Origin of the sequence: Vibrio sp. Vf1514 (assembly GCF_052076135.1) — a bacterium.
Lineage (GTDB): Bacteria > Pseudomonadota > Gammaproteobacteria > Enterobacterales > Vibrionaceae > Vibrio > Vibrio furnissii.
The window spans coordinates 657,603-672,467 of record NZ_CP197268.1 but is presented as its reverse complement, the minus strand read 5'-3'; the positions used below and the strand labels follow the sequence as shown (position 1 = coordinate 672,467).

The following is a 14,865-nucleotide window of genomic DNA, read 5'->3' as shown; positions in this document are numbered from 1 at the left end:
GCCGAAGTCAGCAATTAACGTTAAGGTTACAGCCAATATAAAGTCGTTACATTGATGAGCTACTATGCAAAATAAACCACAAAAACGAAGCTTCCATGCTCTAACCGTCACAGATTCCCAAACCATTTCTAAGCATTTCCAACGCATCACGCTACAAGGCGATGCCATCGCTCACTTTGGTAAAGAGAGTGAAGGCGGCTACATCAAACTGCTGTTTACGCCCGATGGCGGCACGGATATCAGCACTCTAGGCGATGAGGCTCGCCCCCTGATGCGCACCTACACCATTCGTCAGTTTGACCCACAAACCAACAGCATTGTGGTCGACTTTGTGCGCCATATTACAGAAGACCAATCGTGCGGCTTTGCAGCGCGCTGGGCCGAGCAAGTTCAAGTGGGTGATACCATTTCGCTCGGTGGCCCAGGGAAAAGCCAAGGCCTCAATACCGAAGCAGATTGGGTCTTTATGGCAGCCGACATGACTGCCCTGCCTGCACTTTCCGTCACGCTCGAAAACTTAAGCGCCAACACGCAAGGTTACGCAGTGATTGAAATCGACGATGAAGACGACAAGCAAGCACTCAACGCACCAGCGGGCGTCAAGGTCATTTGGAGTGTTGGCACGCCGTTAGTTGAAGCGGTGAAAGCGCAGCCTTGGCTTGATGGACAATGTTCGGTGTGGTGTGCGTGTGAATTTGAATCGATGCGCGCGCTGCGTCAATACTTCCGCAATGAGAAAGAGATTGACCGCGAACACATCTACATCAGCAGCTACTGGAAAAACGGCGTCAGCGAAGATGGTCACAAAGTAATTAAACGCGAAGACGCAGAAGCCAACAGCTAGGCAACCGAACCTTAAGAAGTGTCACAACACTTCCCCCCTCAATGGCCTTCGGGCCATTTTTTATGTCTGCTACCGATTAATTTTTATGTCTGCTTCCTGTTGATGTCAGGAACAACGACAAAAAAGCCAGCGACATGGCGCTGGCTTTCGATATCAACATTTGGCTTGAATTAGATCTTATCTGATACAGCAAGAACGGCTGCCAGCATGTCCTGACCAAATAGCACACTGCGTTCTGGCGACCATCCGTATAGCGGATCCGGATGATTATTGTGATCTTTAAATGGCATTTCGACGGTGTAAGACAGGCAGTGGAATTGCTCGGCAACCCAATTCGAGCCAACCGTCAGATTCGCTTTGCCCGCTTCGTCTTTGTCGTAGCCGATGTCATCTTGAAACTCTGGCGTAATCGTCAGCAGTGCTTGTTTGAATGCCGTTTCCAATGCCGCCAGTTCTTCATTGTAAGAAGGAATGCCTTCAGAACCAGCCACAAAGTTGTATGGAATCGCTTCGTCCCCGTGGATATCAAGGAACATGTCGACGCCGGTTTGCAGCATGCGCTCACGCACCAAGTAAACTTCCGGGCTCTTTTCCATCGATGGCGTTTGCCATTCGCGGTTGAGGTTCACGCCGACCGCATTAGTGCGCAGGTGACCACGCACCCCGCCATCCGGGTTCATGTTCGGCACCACGTACAGCACCGCTTTTTCCAACAATGCGCGCGCCACGGTGTCGTTGTCATCCAACAGACGCTGAATCATCCCTTCCACAAACCATTCGGCCATGGTTTCACCTGGGTGCTGGCGTGCAATCACCCAGATTTTCTTTTTGCCTTCATCTGGCTCACCAAACGTCAGCAAGCTCATGTCGTTGCCGTCGAGTGTATGACCCAGCGTTTCCAACTGGCAATAGTGCGCGCTTTGCGCCATGTGCAGCAGATCAAGGTGACGATCGTAGCTGTACGGCGCAAAATACGCGAAATAGATAGAGCTGCGCTCAGGGATCACCGTGAATGTCAGGGTGTCGCCATCAAATTCAGACGGAATGCGGAACCACTCTTCACGATCGTAAGACGCCACCACATCGTAGCCCTGCCAGCCTTCCGGATACGCCGATTTGGCCAGATCGAGCAGTTTGATGGTGTGCGATGCTTCGGCTTGTGTTTCGAGACGAAAGTGGAACCATTGATAGAACTCCGACATGTTATCGTTCGGGATCTTCAGTTGAATATCGTCTTTGTTGTCCGCGCTGACAACGTGAATGCTGCCGCTGTCGAAGTTGCTGAATATTTTCATGAGGGATTCACCTATTGAATCTGAACTGAAGCGCAGAGGCTATCACAAATGAGAATACGTCCCTATTACTTTGCGCACATTTCCAATCGGTGGCTGGCAGGAATCACTGTTTGAATACGCGCTTTGAGGACGTTTATACTTTGCCCAGTGTCAAAACGATCCCGGAGAGGATCAACACCACGCCCGCGCCGCGCGTGTAGTGCCATTTCTCTGCCAGAAACCACACGCCCATGAACAAGCCCATCACGATACTGATTTGGCGCAGCGCCACGACTAAGCTGACGTTGTCGGTCATGGTCATGGCAAACAGCACCAATCCATAGGTCGACGCCATCATCACTCCGGCCATACTCGCGGCTTTACGGATTTGCCATGCGCGCTGTAGCTCTTTACGGTTGCCCGTCACCACACACCACAAAATCACCGGCAGCACCATGGCCCAGAATTGAACCCCCAGATAAAAAATCGCGCTGTAGGAGTTGCCCAGCACTTCGCCTGCGGCTTGAGTCAGTAAAAGCAGTGCCTCTTTATCAATCACGGAATAGCCCGTCGTGCCAAGTGCCGCCACCAAGGCCCACAACACCCCGACATTGAAGTACGAGCGCGGCGTAAACTGACGAAACCCCGTGAGCGGCACCAGCATGCATCCCAACGTGATGAGTACAAAACCAAGCCATTGGAATTGCGTTAAGGTGTGGCCAAGCCACATGCTGAGCGCGCCGACCATCATCACCGGCAGTGCGCGTGCGATGGGGTAAATCACGCCCACATCGGCGTGTCTATACGCCACAATCAGTCCTACCAGATAGACCATCTGCGCCAAGCCGCTGATGAGCAGCAAGCCCCAAAATGCCGGGGGTAGCGTTGTCCAGCCAACGGTCACGAGATACCAAATGAGATACGGCGTCAGCAACAAACACGCGGAGAGACTGGCCGCCATGGTAAACGCGACGCCTGAACCAGCGTGACTTTTGCCCAGAATGTTCCAGCCTGCGTGCAATACAGCTGAAAAAACCACTAACCCTATCGCTAGGACGTCCATGGCAGCTTCCTTACTTCGAAGAAAAAGGCTCCGTGCGGAGCCCTAAGACCTGTTCGTTTTGCTTTTAACGGCTCAACTGCGCGACCGATTCAATGCTAATTGCATCATGACGCCAATACTCAATGTCGCAGTCAATCAAGTCGCCATTTTGGTTGTAGTTCACACGCTCCACCACCATGGCGGGGGTGCCCGCGGTGGCCCGCAGCGCCTGCGCAGTCTCGCCCAACAAAGAACTGGTCGTGATGCGATAACGAATGGTTTGATACTGGGTGCCAAAGTGCTCGCGATAGATATCCGTCAGTGAATTCGACAAATCGAAATCAAGCAAATTGGGAAACAGTTCCGGGCGAATGTAGTTGGTCACATACACCACAGGACGATTTTCCAGATACCGCACTCGATCGACGCGATACACATCTGAAAATGGTTTGAGGTTCAGTAACTTGGTCGCCTGTTTGTTGGCGATCACCGCTTTGGCGCTCAAGAGTTCCGTGTTCGGTTGGCGATTTTGCGCCAATGCCATGTTGGTGAAATTGAGCGTTTGGGACGGATCGTAGCGCAGCGTCTCTGGTGAGATAAACCAGCCGCGGCGATCTTCTCGGTAAATTTTCCCTTCCGCTTCCAACAGCGACAGCGCTTCGCGCAGCGTGACGCGCGTGGTATCGAACGACTCGGCCAACTTTCGCTCAGCGGGTAATTTCTGTCTTGGGGTGAGCATGCCCGCGTCGATTTGCTCCACGATGGCATCTTTAATTTTTACGTATTGCACGTGATTCCTTATTACTCGTTTATCACTCAATCGCGGTCATTGAACCTTGAACTTTGGGCTTAGCGCTTAGCGTTTGCGCCAAGCTTGGGTGCGTTTGGTCAGCAGCCTTTCGGTCACCAGATGCACGACTTTCGCCCCTGCCGCTGAGCCCATGATCATCACGGCCATCGCCGCTGCGGCGCCCGTTTGCCCTGCATCGTCCATATTCAATACCGAGACCGATGCCGGGATGGTGTCTGTTGAGTAAAGAAATACTACCGCAGAAGTGGTGGTCAATGCATTAATAAACAGATAGCTAGCGATGTCCAGTACCGCAGGCAAGCACACCGGGAGGGTCACTTTAAACAGCAAACGATATTGCGGCAGTTTAATCGATGCGGCCGTCGCTTCAATTTCCCCGGGCAGTTGTTTAAGGGCGGTCAGCGCCGTCATGTGCCCCACGGTGTAGTAATGCACGATGGTGTTCACCACCAAAAATGCCATGGTGCCGTACAGCACACTGAGCGGATTGGCGGCATCGTTAAAATAGAAAATGTATCCCAACCCCAGCACCATGCCCGGCACCGCCATCGGCACCACACTCAGCATCTGCATCAGTTGGCGCACCGGCGCAAAGGCGCGGCCTTTTTCGATGCCATACGCACCAAGAAAAATCACCACCGTGCCAATCAATGCGGTAAAGGTCGCCAGAATCAGCGAATTGAAATATGGGCTCCAGCCGTAGGTGCTCATCTCCGCAAAGTTGTAGTTATTGAGCGTCAGCGCTTTGTTCCATGGCCAGAACGTCACCAATGAGCCGTACACCGCCATGCCCAGCACCAACACAATCGCGCCACACACCGTCAGGCAATAGAGAAAGCACAGTGAATCACGCACGCGATTTGGGCTCGGGACATACGCGACGGAGCGGGTATCAAACAAAGTCTTCTGCTTTTTCTGCACCCAACGATCGGCGATAAACGCCAACGCCGCCGGAAGCAGCAACAACAAGCTGGTGACCGCGCCCATGGCAAAGTTTTGCTGCCCCACCACTTGTTTGAAAATGTCGGTGGCCAAAACGTTGTAGCTGCCGCCGATGACTTTCGGCACCCCAAAGTCACACACCACCAGCGTGAACACCACGATGAGCGTGCTGATCAAACCGTATTTGGCGGCGGGCAACGTCACAACCAGAAAGGTTTTCCAACCGGGCGTTTTCAGCGCGCGCGCCGCTTCGTATAAACGCGCGTCAGACGTGCGCAATGAGGTATTTAAAATCATCAAGGCATGGGGAAAGGTCCAGAAGATCAACCCAAGGCTAATCCCCATCAATCCATACACCGATTCACCGCCAAGCCAAGACTTGAAGATGCCCTGATTGCCAAACAGAAAAATCAGGCTTATCGCGGGCAACAACGAAGGCGCCAAAATCGGCGCGCTGCCCAGCACTTGAAACAGCCCCTTCATCGGCATGCACGAACGGCTTAACGCGTAGGCATAACCAAATGCCAACGTCGACACCACCACCGTTACCAGCACACCGACGGTGAACGTATTGCCCATCGACTGCCACAAAGCGTTGGAGGAGAAATACGTCGCAAAGTTTGCCAAACCGACATACTCACCGGCGCGGTTTTGTACCGATTTGACCAACATGGCCCATAACGGCATCAAGATGAATAGCCACATAAACAACAAGAGCGCGGTCAGTGTCACGCCCAAAATCAAGTTGTCGCGACTGATGCGTTGCCACCAGCGACTTGATGTGGCGGCGGTTGCGTTGGATAAAATCATAGCGTTCACTTTCTCACCTTAGGCAGCATCGCGCGTTGTCATGCGGGTTGGATAGACCTGAACCACGGTGTCGCGAATCGCCAAATGACGCACATCACCGGCTTGAATCGCGCTATCGACAACGTGTTGCACCGAGAGGTCCACATGTACCGCTGGTAACGACGGTTCATCCTGAAAACGGCACTCAATACGATAAAATGCCCCCAGAAATTCCAGCGATACAATCTTCACCGGCATGGCGTTGCTGTTGCGTTCCACAAACGCCAACTGTTCTGGCCGCACGGCCAGTTCAAAGTGATCGCCCTGCTGCACACTGGCATTGCCAATCGCAGGCAAGCTAATCAGCGACTCGGCAACGCGCATTTGTAGCGGCGTGGTCATCGACGCCGGAATGAAATTCATGTGACCAACAAACTGCGCCACAAATCGGCTGGCCGGTTGCTGGTAGATCTCTTGAGGCGAGCCAACCTGCTCAATGACGCCGTGGTTCATCACCACAATTCGGTCGGCCATGGTTAACGCTTCGTCCTGATCGTGCGTCACCATGATGGTGGTGATCCCAAGCTTGCGTTGCAGACGGCAAATTTCATCGCGCAGATGGGCGCGAACTTTGGCATCCAGCGCCGACAAAGGTTCATCCAGTAGCAATAGCCCAGGCGACAGCGCCAATGCACGCGCCAACGCGACACGTTGTTGCTGGCCGCCGGACAGTTGATTGGGGAATTTTTGCCCTGAAATTGGCAAACCGATGGTATCCAGCCACTCATCGACTTTTTCTAACGCCTCGCGCGTCGAGAGTCCCTGATTTTTCAGGCCGATAGCAATGTTTTCTTGCACGGTTAAATTGGGAAACAGCGCGTAAGATTGGAAGACGATGCCGAAATCACGCTTTTCAGGCGGCAAAAAGGTCATCTCGTGCTGGTTTTGAAAAATGGCGCCCGATGTGGGTAAGTCTAATCCGGCAATGGCACGCAACAATGTGGTTTTGCCACAGCCCGAGGGGCCAAGAAAGCAGACAAACTCTCCTTGCTGAATGTGAAGGTCGATACCTTTGAGCGCCGTAAACTGGCCAAACTGTTTGATGACGTTGTGAATTTCTAAATAAGGCTGTGAGGTCATAACAAGATCCTTAATTTGGTATAGTCCAAATATAGAATCCCTATATGACACTGTGGTGACGATTTTATAGACGTGAGATGACAGGAATGTGTCAGTCGATTATTCAGCCAAAAGATTGCCGTACATGTGACGCAAAAAACGAAAAAAGGAGGCCAAAGCCTCCTCAATCATGCGTTGACGAACCCATTAAGATTTAGGTTCAGACTTCGCATCAAACTTCTCAGACCACGTTTTTAGCACGCGGGCGCGCTCGTTGCCCATCTGCGCAAAGTCCATCTTCGCCATCGCTTTTTCGACGTTCGGATAGTTCGCCACGGTTTTGCTGACATCTTTATGGCCCACAACTGGATACATATCAATGTACAGTTCGTTGGCTGCTTTGGAGATGGACCAATCCACCACGCGTTTTGCCGCATCCGATGCTTTCACCAGACCGACCGCTTCCGATTCCCAGCCGATGCCTTGAGGAATGATGACATCCAGTGGCGCGCCTTGCGTTTTCAACTTCGCGCCGCGACTTGCCATCGAAATACCAATCGCCACTTCACCCATGCCCGCTTGAACGCACGGTTTTGAACCCGAATGGGTGTAATGCGCGATGTTTTGGTCCAGACGCTGCATATAGTTCCAACCTTTATCTTCTCCCATATTTTGCAGCCAAGCCGACACCTGCATGTAACCTGTGCCCGAAGATGCTGGGTTTGGCATCGCGATGTGGCCCTTATAAATAGGCTTGGTCAGATCTTCCCAACTTTTTGGTTTTGGCAGATTCAACTGTTTGGCAACCGCTTCGTTGAAACACACTGCATTGAAGAACGCGTCATTGCCGTACCACGCCTGCTGACCTTGCGGATCATTCAGGTTAGCGCGCAGTTCATTCGCACCTTTCGGCGTGTATGGCTTCAAAATGCCTTCGTTTTTCAGCAGTGCCATCGACGAGCCCGCCAGCCCCCAAACCACTTCGGCGCGTGGGTTTGATTTTTCAGCTAATAGCTTGGCCGTCATGATACCGGTCGAATCACGCACCCACTTAATTTCGATATCTGGGTTCTCTTTTTCAAATGCAGTTTTGTATTTCGCCAAAATGTCGGTTTCGAACGCGGTATACACCGTCACCTCTTGCGCTGCGTACGCTTGCGCCGCAAACAACGCGACCAGTGAAGCCAGAGTTCCTTTCATAAAACGGGTTTTCATCGTTATCTCCAAGTTGTAGTTAATTTGGTATGTACCAGATTTATTTTCTACGCTAATCCTGTTATGTGACGATTCAATGACGTTCATTTGGCATTTTTGTGAGCATTTCATACTTACATTCGCGGCATGGCGATCCGTATAGCCGTGACGGAAGATGTTAAAGTTTTATGAAATCCGAGTTGGTTGCCTTTACCGAAGCGATTTTTCCTTGTTAGAGTAACGTCAAATTATTGGTATAGTCCAAAACGGAGTTCACATGAAAAACGACTACTTGCTGCTCACCCCTGGCCCCCTGTCGACCACAGAAACTGTGCGCGAAGCCATGTTAAAAGACTGGTGTACGTGGGATGACGAATACAACAAAGACATTGTGGAAGTGATTCGCCAAAAATTGGTGGCGTTGGCGACCCGTCACAGCGGATACACCTCAGTGTTAATGCAAGGCAGCGGCACCGCGTCGGTCGAAGCCACCATCGGCAGCACCTTAGGCCAACACGGCAAGCTGCTGGTCGTTGATAATGGTGCGTACGGCACCCGAATCGCGCAGATTGCAGCATACCTGCACATTGATTGTGCCATCGTCTCACCCGGTGAAACTGCGCAACCGTCTCTTGAACACATCGAAACGTGCCTTCAGCAAGATGCCACCATTACCCATGTGGCCATCGTGCATTGTGAAACCACCACCGGCATGTTGAACCCCATCGCGGAGGTCGTCGCGCTGGCAAAAAGGTACGGCAAAACCGTGATTGTGGATGCGATGTCGAGCTTTGGTGGCATTCCGATGGATATCGGCGAGCTTGGAATCGACTTTATGATCAGCTCAGCCAACAAATGCATTCAAGGTGTGCCGGGATTTGGATTTGTGATTGCCAAGCAGAGTGAACTGGAACAATGCCAAGGCCAAGCCCGTTCACTGAGCCTCGATTTGTACGACCAATGGCAGTGTATGGAGAAAAACCACGGCAAATGGCGTTTTACGTCGCCAACTCATACCGTGCGCGCGTTTTATCAGGCGCTGCTTGAACTGGAACAGGAAGGCGGCATCGCTGCGCGTCACCAGCGTTATCAAACCAACCAAACCACGCTGGTGCGCGGCATGCAATCCCTTGGCTTTACGCCCCTACTCGATGTGTCGCTGCATTCGCCCATCATCACCTCATTCTATTCCCCCACGCATCCGGACTACCAATTTGCCGAATTCTATCAGCGCCTGAAAGCGCAAGGGTTTGTGATCTATCCGGGGAAAGTGAGCCATGCCGACTGTTTTCGCATCGGCAATATCGGGGATGTTCATCCACACGACATTGAGCGCCTGATTGAAGCCGTGCAAAACGCCATGTACTGGAACGTAGCCTCATGAGCCACGCGAAATCCGAAACTCATTGGCGCAGCGAGGGCGACATCAACACCACGCCCGCACGCGAGCAATGGGGTCGCAACCTGCAACACCCCGACACGCGATCGCTGCTTGAGCGCGATGCGAATGTGTTTCTTCATCAGGCGATGTCGACACCGTGCCTCAACGCGCTGGGTGCCGCGCGCGATGTGTACCTAGACGACTTGGCTGGCAAACGCTATCTCGATTTTCATGGCAACAACGTGCATCAGCTGGGGTATAGCCACCCGCATGTACTCGAAAAAGTGACTCAGCAAATGCAAACCTTGGCGTTCTCGCCGCGCCGATTTACCAATCCGATTGCGGTGGCATGCGCCGAAAAACTGACTGAGATTTGCGGCGGTGAACTCAATCGCGTGCTATTTGCCCCTGGTGGCACCTCGGTGATTGGCATGGCGCTGAAACTCGCTCGCCACGTCACACAGAACTTTAAAGTCGTGTCGCTGTGGGATGCGTTTCACGGCGCGTCACTGGATGCCATTTCTGTTGGCGGCGAAGCCTGTTTTCGCCACAACATGGGGCCGTTGCTGGCGGGCGTCGAGCGCATTCCTCCAGCGGTGAGCTACCGTGGCGCTTTCCCTCGCGAAGACGGCAGCGACGTTCACTACGCCGACTACTTGGAATATGTGATTGAAAAAGAAGGCGGCGTTGGCGCGTTTATCGCTGAAGCGGTGCGCAATACCGACGTGCAAGTGCCCAGCCGCGCGTACTGGAAGCGCGTGCGTGAAATCTGCGACAAACACGGCGTGTTGCTCATCATTGATGACATTCCCAACGGCATGGGACGCAGCGGCCACTGGTTCACTCATCAGGCGTTTGATATCGAACCGGACATCCTGTGCATCGGCAAAGGTTTGGGCGGCGGCATCATGCCCATGGCGGCGCTGATCACCAAAGACCAATACAACACCGCTGCTGCGGTGTCATTGGGGCACTACACACACGAAAAAAGCCCGCTGGGCTGCGCCGCTGCGCTCGCCACCATCGAAGTCATTGAACAGCAACAGCTACTGAGCAAAATACAACGCGACGGCCACTATTTGCACCAACGCCTACACGCGATGAAGCAGCGCTATGCGTTGATCGGCGATGTGCGCGGCATCGGCTTATTGTGGGGCGTGGAGCTGGTGAAAGACCTCACCAGCCAACAGCGCGCATACGATGAAGCCGAAGCGGTGCTCTATCACTGCCTCAACCACGGATTGAGCTTTAAGGTGTCGCAGGGGAATGTGATTCAACTCAGCCCTCCGCTGGTCATCGAGCGTGCTGAACTTGATGACGCACTCGCGATCTTCGAATCCGCACTCCAAGAAATCAGCGCCACATTTGGCTACGCCATCAAGCATTCGTAAAGCAAACCGTTCATAAAGCAAACCGTTTAAGGAAACCATCATGCATTCACCAATTCAAGCCGTTATTTTTGACTGGGCTGGCACCATTGTCGACTTCGGATCTTTCGCCCCAACAACGATTTTCGTCGAAGCCTTTCAGCAAGGTTTTGATTTTGAAATTTCACTCGATGAAGCCCGCGTGCCCATGGGATTAGGCAAATGGGATCACATTCAGGCCGTTGGCCGACTGCCGGACGTGACGCAACGCTGGGAGCAGCAAATGGGCCGCGCCATGAGTAGCGCGGACATCGATGCCATTTACGCCGCGTTTATGCCGCTGCAAATTGCCAAAGTGGCGGATCACGCCGCGCCGATTCCACACGCAATTGAAGTGGTGAACGCGCTTAAGCAACGTGGCATCAAAATCGGCTCTTGCTCCGGCTATCCGCGCCAAGTGATGGATGTGTTGATCCCAGCAGCAGAGGCATACGGTTATCAACCAGATTATGTGGTCGCAACCGATGATCTGCCGCAAGGGGGTCGCCCTGCGCCGTTCATGGCACTCAAAAATGTGATTGAACTTGGCGTGACGGATGTGCGCGCCTGCATCAAAGTCGATGATGCGGTGCCCGGCATTGATGAAGGCCACAACGCCGGTATGTGGACGGTCGGATTGCTGCTGTCGGGCAACGAAGCGGGACTCACCGAACAAGCGTATCTTTCTGCCGACGAAGCCACACTCAACGCCGCCCGCGTTCGCGCTCGCGACAAACTCTCACAAGCCAATCCCCATTACCTGATTGACACCATCGCCGATTTTCCGGCCGTGGTAGCGGATATCGAACGCCGATTACTCGCGGGTGAACGCCCCTAAAAAAACGGGCCTTGGCCCGTTTTTTGTTTCCACAACCGCGTTGATGTGAAGCGCAGACTTTATGCTTAGAACACTTGCAAACGCACGATCAGCTGCGCGAGCGTGGCAGCACCGTGCCCAGTTAAGGTGTACAAAAACACGGAAAAATTCGCCAGTGCCGTCAGCCAAAAAATCAGTCGAAATGGCTGTTCTAACGTTTTGAAACGCAAAAAGGCCTGTGCCATCAACGCGCCCGGCCAGCCTCCCAGTAACGACAACGCGTGCAACAACCATTCCGAAATGCGCCATTCATTGTTGAGCATGGCGCTTTTATCAAACGCATACACGACATAGGTGATGGCGCTGATCAGAATGTAAAACAGCACAATGATTGGCGGGTAGTTCACCAGATAAATACTGGCAAAAAGGACGGTGATGAACCACACTGACAAAGCGAGAGATAACCCGTAAACCATCGGTCGTTCAATGTCGATCGCACGCAAAGAACCGTTGGACTCTTTTGCCAATTTGAAGTGAACCGCTTCGTTGATTTTTGGCCGTCGGCCATGACCTTGCACATCGGAAATGTGAAAGAAGATTTTGCCGCGATAGTTATCGACCGTGATAAAGCCGTACCCTTTCGCGTCATTCCATTCTGAAATTTTGCCTGAAATAGCCATGTTAAACCCATACTCATCCCGCCCTGTCTACTAGGGCAGCACGTATTTCGCCTAGCCGTCACTTTGCTGAATAGTCATTGGTTTGATGCAAAGCTCCTGAGGGCGCTCACACGACCTCAAGTAAAGCGTAGTCAGTACTCAGAACGAAGATCAAGCCAAGGATCACCTTTTTCTTCACTCTGCTGGGGGGCTGAAGGGGTGGATAAAAGAACATCACTATTTACAAACATACACAATTTATTACTTAAAAACTGTGTGCATATCGATTGAATTCTTAAATTACAAAGACTAAGGTTTGAGCTACCACCTTATGAATTCGATAACCCTTGTTGGTTTTATGCCGCCCTGACCTGTCAGGGCGGTATTTCTTTTTGGAGAAAATAAATGCCGAATCACCATACCATCGTGGTTTCAACTCTGGACATGGACCGCATCAGCGCTCTGCTGGAGAAGATGCCCAAACTGTCACCCGAATTGGAAAAGCTGGAAGATGAACTCGACCGAGCAACCATCAACGAACCGCAGGACATGCCAGACAATGTTGTGAGCATGAACTCAACGGTGCGTTTTAAGTTCACCGGAAAAGACGAGATCATTCAGAAGAATCTGGTCTACCCACACGAAGTGAAAAATAGTGACGATATTTCGATTTTTGCCCCTGTCGGCAGCGCATTGCTGGGATTAGCGGCCGGTCAAACGTTAACATGGCCAATGCCTGGCGGCGCTGAGAAGACCATTGAGATTATCGAAGTGGTGTATCAGCCTGAACGTGAAGGCGATTTCAACCGTTAACAGCGGGAATCCGGTGCAAAGTGTTCGCTTTGCACCAGGAGCGATTTAAGCAATCAGAATCTCTTTCAATTCATGCAGTGAACGCACTTCATAATGTGCATCGATACCTTCGGGTTTTGGCTGCTGATGTACATTCAACCAGCATGTTTCAATCCCAAAATTCAGCCCACCCAAAATGTCTGAATGCGGGTTATCCCCCACCATCAGCACGCGCGCTTTTTCCGGGTTGCCCATCACCGCCATCGCATGTGCGAAAATCCCTGCGTCCGGTTTCGCAATGCCAACTTCTTCCGAGATCACAATGTGGTCGAAATAGTCTTTCATGCCCGTTTTGGTCAAACGCACATCCTGTAATTCCGTAAACCCATTGGTGATAATGCCCAATTTGGCTTTGCCTTTGAGGGCTTCCATCAGCTCTTTGGCGCCGGGCAGCAAGGTACAAATGTCTGCCATTGCGCTCAAAAACGCACTATTGAGTTCTGCGGTGGTCGTTTCCAGTTTTTGTGCCCAAGACTCAAAGCGAATGTGCTTGAGCTCGGCCGCGGTAATGGTGCCGTTTTGATAATCCACCCACAACGGCTTGTTGACCTGTTGGTAGTGGTGAAAGTCTTGTTCAGTAAAATCCACGCCTTTGCGCGCGAACATCAGCTGCATCCCTTGAAAGGCATCGAAATGAAACAGGGTCTCGTCAGCGTCAAATAAGATCCAATCGTACTTCATGTTGGTTTCCTCAAAATGTCGCGCTCAGTCTAGATTGTTTTCCGTTAGATGTTAATCTCTGTGAATGGAAACTTTTTGTTAAGAATATCTCAACAATGATGGATAACACATTTGCCGCCATTCCGATTTTCGTTGCCGTCGTAGAATGCGGCAGTTTCTCCAGCGCCGCCGAGAAACTCAGCATCACCAAGTCTGCCGTGAGCAAACGCGTGACGCAACTTGAAGATGAGTTGGGCATTCGCCTGCTCAACCGCACCACGCGTAAACTGAGCCTCACTGAAGCGGGCGAACGCTATTATTACCATGTGTCCCAAGCACTGAGCTTTGCACAGCAAGGCAGTGACGCGGTCACTGAACTACAAGGTGAACCCCAAGGTAAACTGAAGATCACAGCGCCCATGTCGTTTGGCGTGTTGCATGTCGCGACCCTCATTGCCGAGTTTCTCACCCGCTACCCGAAAGTCGAAATCGATCTGCAATTGGAAGATCAGATGGTCGATTTAGTGCAAGGCGGCTTTGACCTCGCCATTCGTATCGGCCATTTGCCAGTCTCTAACCTCGTAGCCAAACGATTAGTGCGCTGTCGTAGCGTGTTGTGCTGCTCACCTGATTATCTCAGCCGGCACCCTGCACCGCAGAAACCAGCGGATTTACTGCAACACAACTGCTTGGTGTACTCGTACTTTCGAGGGGGCAGCGAATGAACCTTCACCCAAAACGGGTCGGATTTCAAAGTGATTCCAACCGGGAACCTCAGCGTCAACAACAGCGAAGCGATTCGCCGCGCCCTGCTTGATGGATTGGGCATCGGCCAACTGCCAACTTTTTTGGTAAGTAAAGACATTCGCGCTGGTAAGCTGCACGCCATCATGACCGATTACCCGCTGCCCGAGCACGCAATTTACGCCGTGTTTCCCGAACGCAAACATCTGCCGCACAAAGTGCGCGCTTTTATGGAGTTCATTAGCGAAAAACTAGGCACCGATCAGCCGTATTGGGATCAACGCATCTTCTGAGCAGTCAATCTCAGAAAACACTAAGGGACAGTGATTTA

The 14,865-nt window shown here is 52.1% G+C and carries 13 protein-coding genes and 1 pseudogene; 6 read left to right on the top strand and 8 right to left on the bottom strand.

Going from position 1 to position 14,865, the window contains the following annotated elements:
- Window positions 1-64 precede the first annotated feature (64 nt).
- Window positions 65-844 carry a siderophore-interacting protein gene (locus ACS18Q_RS18085; protein WP_143680424.1) on the top strand — a complete coding sequence of 260 codons (780 nt, stop codon included), beginning with the start codon at window positions 65-67 and terminating at the stop codon, window positions 842-844.
- A gap of 170 nt (window positions 845-1,014) precedes the next feature.
- Here the strand turns inward: ACS18Q_RS18085 and ACS18Q_RS18080 are convergent, their stop codons facing one another.
- From ACS18Q_RS18080 to ACS18Q_RS18055, 6 genes are all read right to left on the bottom strand, one after another.
- Window positions 1,015-2,139, bottom strand: a complete 1,125-nt coding sequence (locus ACS18Q_RS18080) for a M14 family metallopeptidase (RefSeq protein ID WP_014257249.1) — start codon at window positions 2,137-2,139, stop codon at window positions 1,015-1,017.
- A gap of 133 nt (window positions 2,140-2,272) precedes the next feature.
- Window positions 2,273-3,181 carry a multidrug transporter gene (locus ACS18Q_RS18075; protein ID WP_441258146.1) on the bottom strand — a complete coding sequence of 303 codons (909 nt, stop codon included), beginning with the start codon at window positions 3,179-3,181 and terminating at the stop codon, window positions 2,273-2,275.
- A gap of 64 nt (window positions 3,182-3,245) precedes the next feature.
- Window positions 3,246-3,950 carry a phosphonate utilization transcriptional regulator PhnR gene (gene phnR / locus ACS18Q_RS18070; RefSeq protein ID WP_004728053.1) on the bottom strand — a complete coding sequence of 235 codons (705 nt, stop codon included), beginning with the start codon at window positions 3,948-3,950 and terminating at the stop codon, window positions 3,246-3,248.
- A 66-nt stretch (window positions 3,951-4,016) separates the two neighbouring features.
- Window positions 4,017-5,723: a putative 2-aminoethylphosphonate ABC transporter permease subunit gene (locus tag ACS18Q_RS18065; protein WP_441258145.1), complete on the bottom strand. Its 1,707-nt coding sequence runs from the start codon at window positions 5,721-5,723 to the stop codon at window positions 4,017-4,019.
- A gap of 18 nt (window positions 5,724-5,741) precedes the next feature.
- Window positions 5,742-6,842, bottom strand: coding sequence for a putative 2-aminoethylphosphonate ABC transporter ATP-binding protein (locus tag ACS18Q_RS18060; protein ID WP_441258144.1), 1,101 nt, complete (start codon window positions 6,840-6,842; stop codon window positions 5,742-5,744).
- Between the two features lie 186 nt (window positions 6,843-7,028).
- The gene (locus ACS18Q_RS18055; protein WP_315917481.1) at window positions 7,029-8,036 is read right to left on the bottom strand and encodes a putative 2-aminoethylphosphonate ABC transporter substrate-binding protein; all 1,008 of its coding nucleotides are present in this window, start codon (window positions 8,034-8,036) and stop codon (window positions 7,029-7,031) included.
- Between the two features lie 256 nt (window positions 8,037-8,292).
- Between ACS18Q_RS18055 and phnW the strand changes: the two genes are divergently transcribed.
- The 3 genes from phnW to phnX are packed head-to-tail and all read left to right on the top strand — an operon-like array spanning window position 8,293 to window position 11,640.
- Window positions 8,293-9,399 carry a 2-aminoethylphosphonate--pyruvate transaminase gene (gene phnW / locus ACS18Q_RS18050; RefSeq protein ID WP_441258143.1) on the top strand — a complete coding sequence of 369 codons (1,107 nt, stop codon included), beginning with the start codon at window positions 8,293-8,295 and terminating at the stop codon, window positions 9,397-9,399.
- A complete protein-coding gene (locus tag ACS18Q_RS18045) occupies window positions 9,396-10,787 on the top strand; it encodes an aspartate aminotransferase family protein (RefSeq protein ID WP_441258142.1) in 1,392 nt (463 codons plus the stop codon). The genes phnW and ACS18Q_RS18045 overlap by 4 nt, the downstream gene beginning before the upstream one ends.
- A gap of 37 nt (window positions 10,788-10,824) precedes the next feature.
- On the top strand, window positions 10,825-11,640 hold the full coding sequence (gene phnX / locus ACS18Q_RS18040) for a phosphonoacetaldehyde hydrolase (protein WP_441258219.1): 816 nt from the start codon (window positions 10,825-10,827) through the stop codon (window positions 11,638-11,640).
- A gap of 65 nt (window positions 11,641-11,705) precedes the next feature.
- Here phnX and ACS18Q_RS18035 read toward each other — a convergent pair whose 3' ends face one another.
- Entirely contained in the window at window positions 11,706-12,299 is a 594-nt protein-coding gene (locus tag ACS18Q_RS18035) for a DUF1294 domain-containing protein (RefSeq protein WP_143680415.1), read from the bottom strand.
- A gap of 384 nt (window positions 12,300-12,683) precedes the next feature.
- Here ACS18Q_RS18035 and rnk point away from each other — a divergent pair, with 384 nt between their 5' ends.
- Window positions 12,684-13,091: a nucleoside diphosphate kinase regulator gene (gene rnk / locus ACS18Q_RS18030; RefSeq protein ID WP_004728045.1), complete on the top strand. Its 408-nt coding sequence runs from the start codon at window positions 12,684-12,686 to the stop codon at window positions 13,089-13,091.
- Window positions 13,092-13,136: 45 nt separating this feature from the next.
- Here rnk and yjjG read toward each other — a convergent pair whose 3' ends face one another.
- Complete coding sequence (yjjG, locus tag ACS18Q_RS18025; protein WP_143680414.1) at window positions 13,137-13,811, bottom strand: pyrimidine 5'-nucleotidase; 675 nt, start codon at window positions 13,809-13,811, stop codon at window positions 13,137-13,139.
- 98 nt (window positions 13,812-13,909) lie between these two features.
- On the opposite strand from yjjG, the pseudogene ACS18Q_RS18020 reads away from it, so the two are divergent.
- Window positions 13,910-14,827: pseudogene (locus ACS18Q_RS18020) on the top strand (LysR family transcriptional regulator).
- Window positions 14,828-14,865 lie beyond the last annotated feature (38 nt).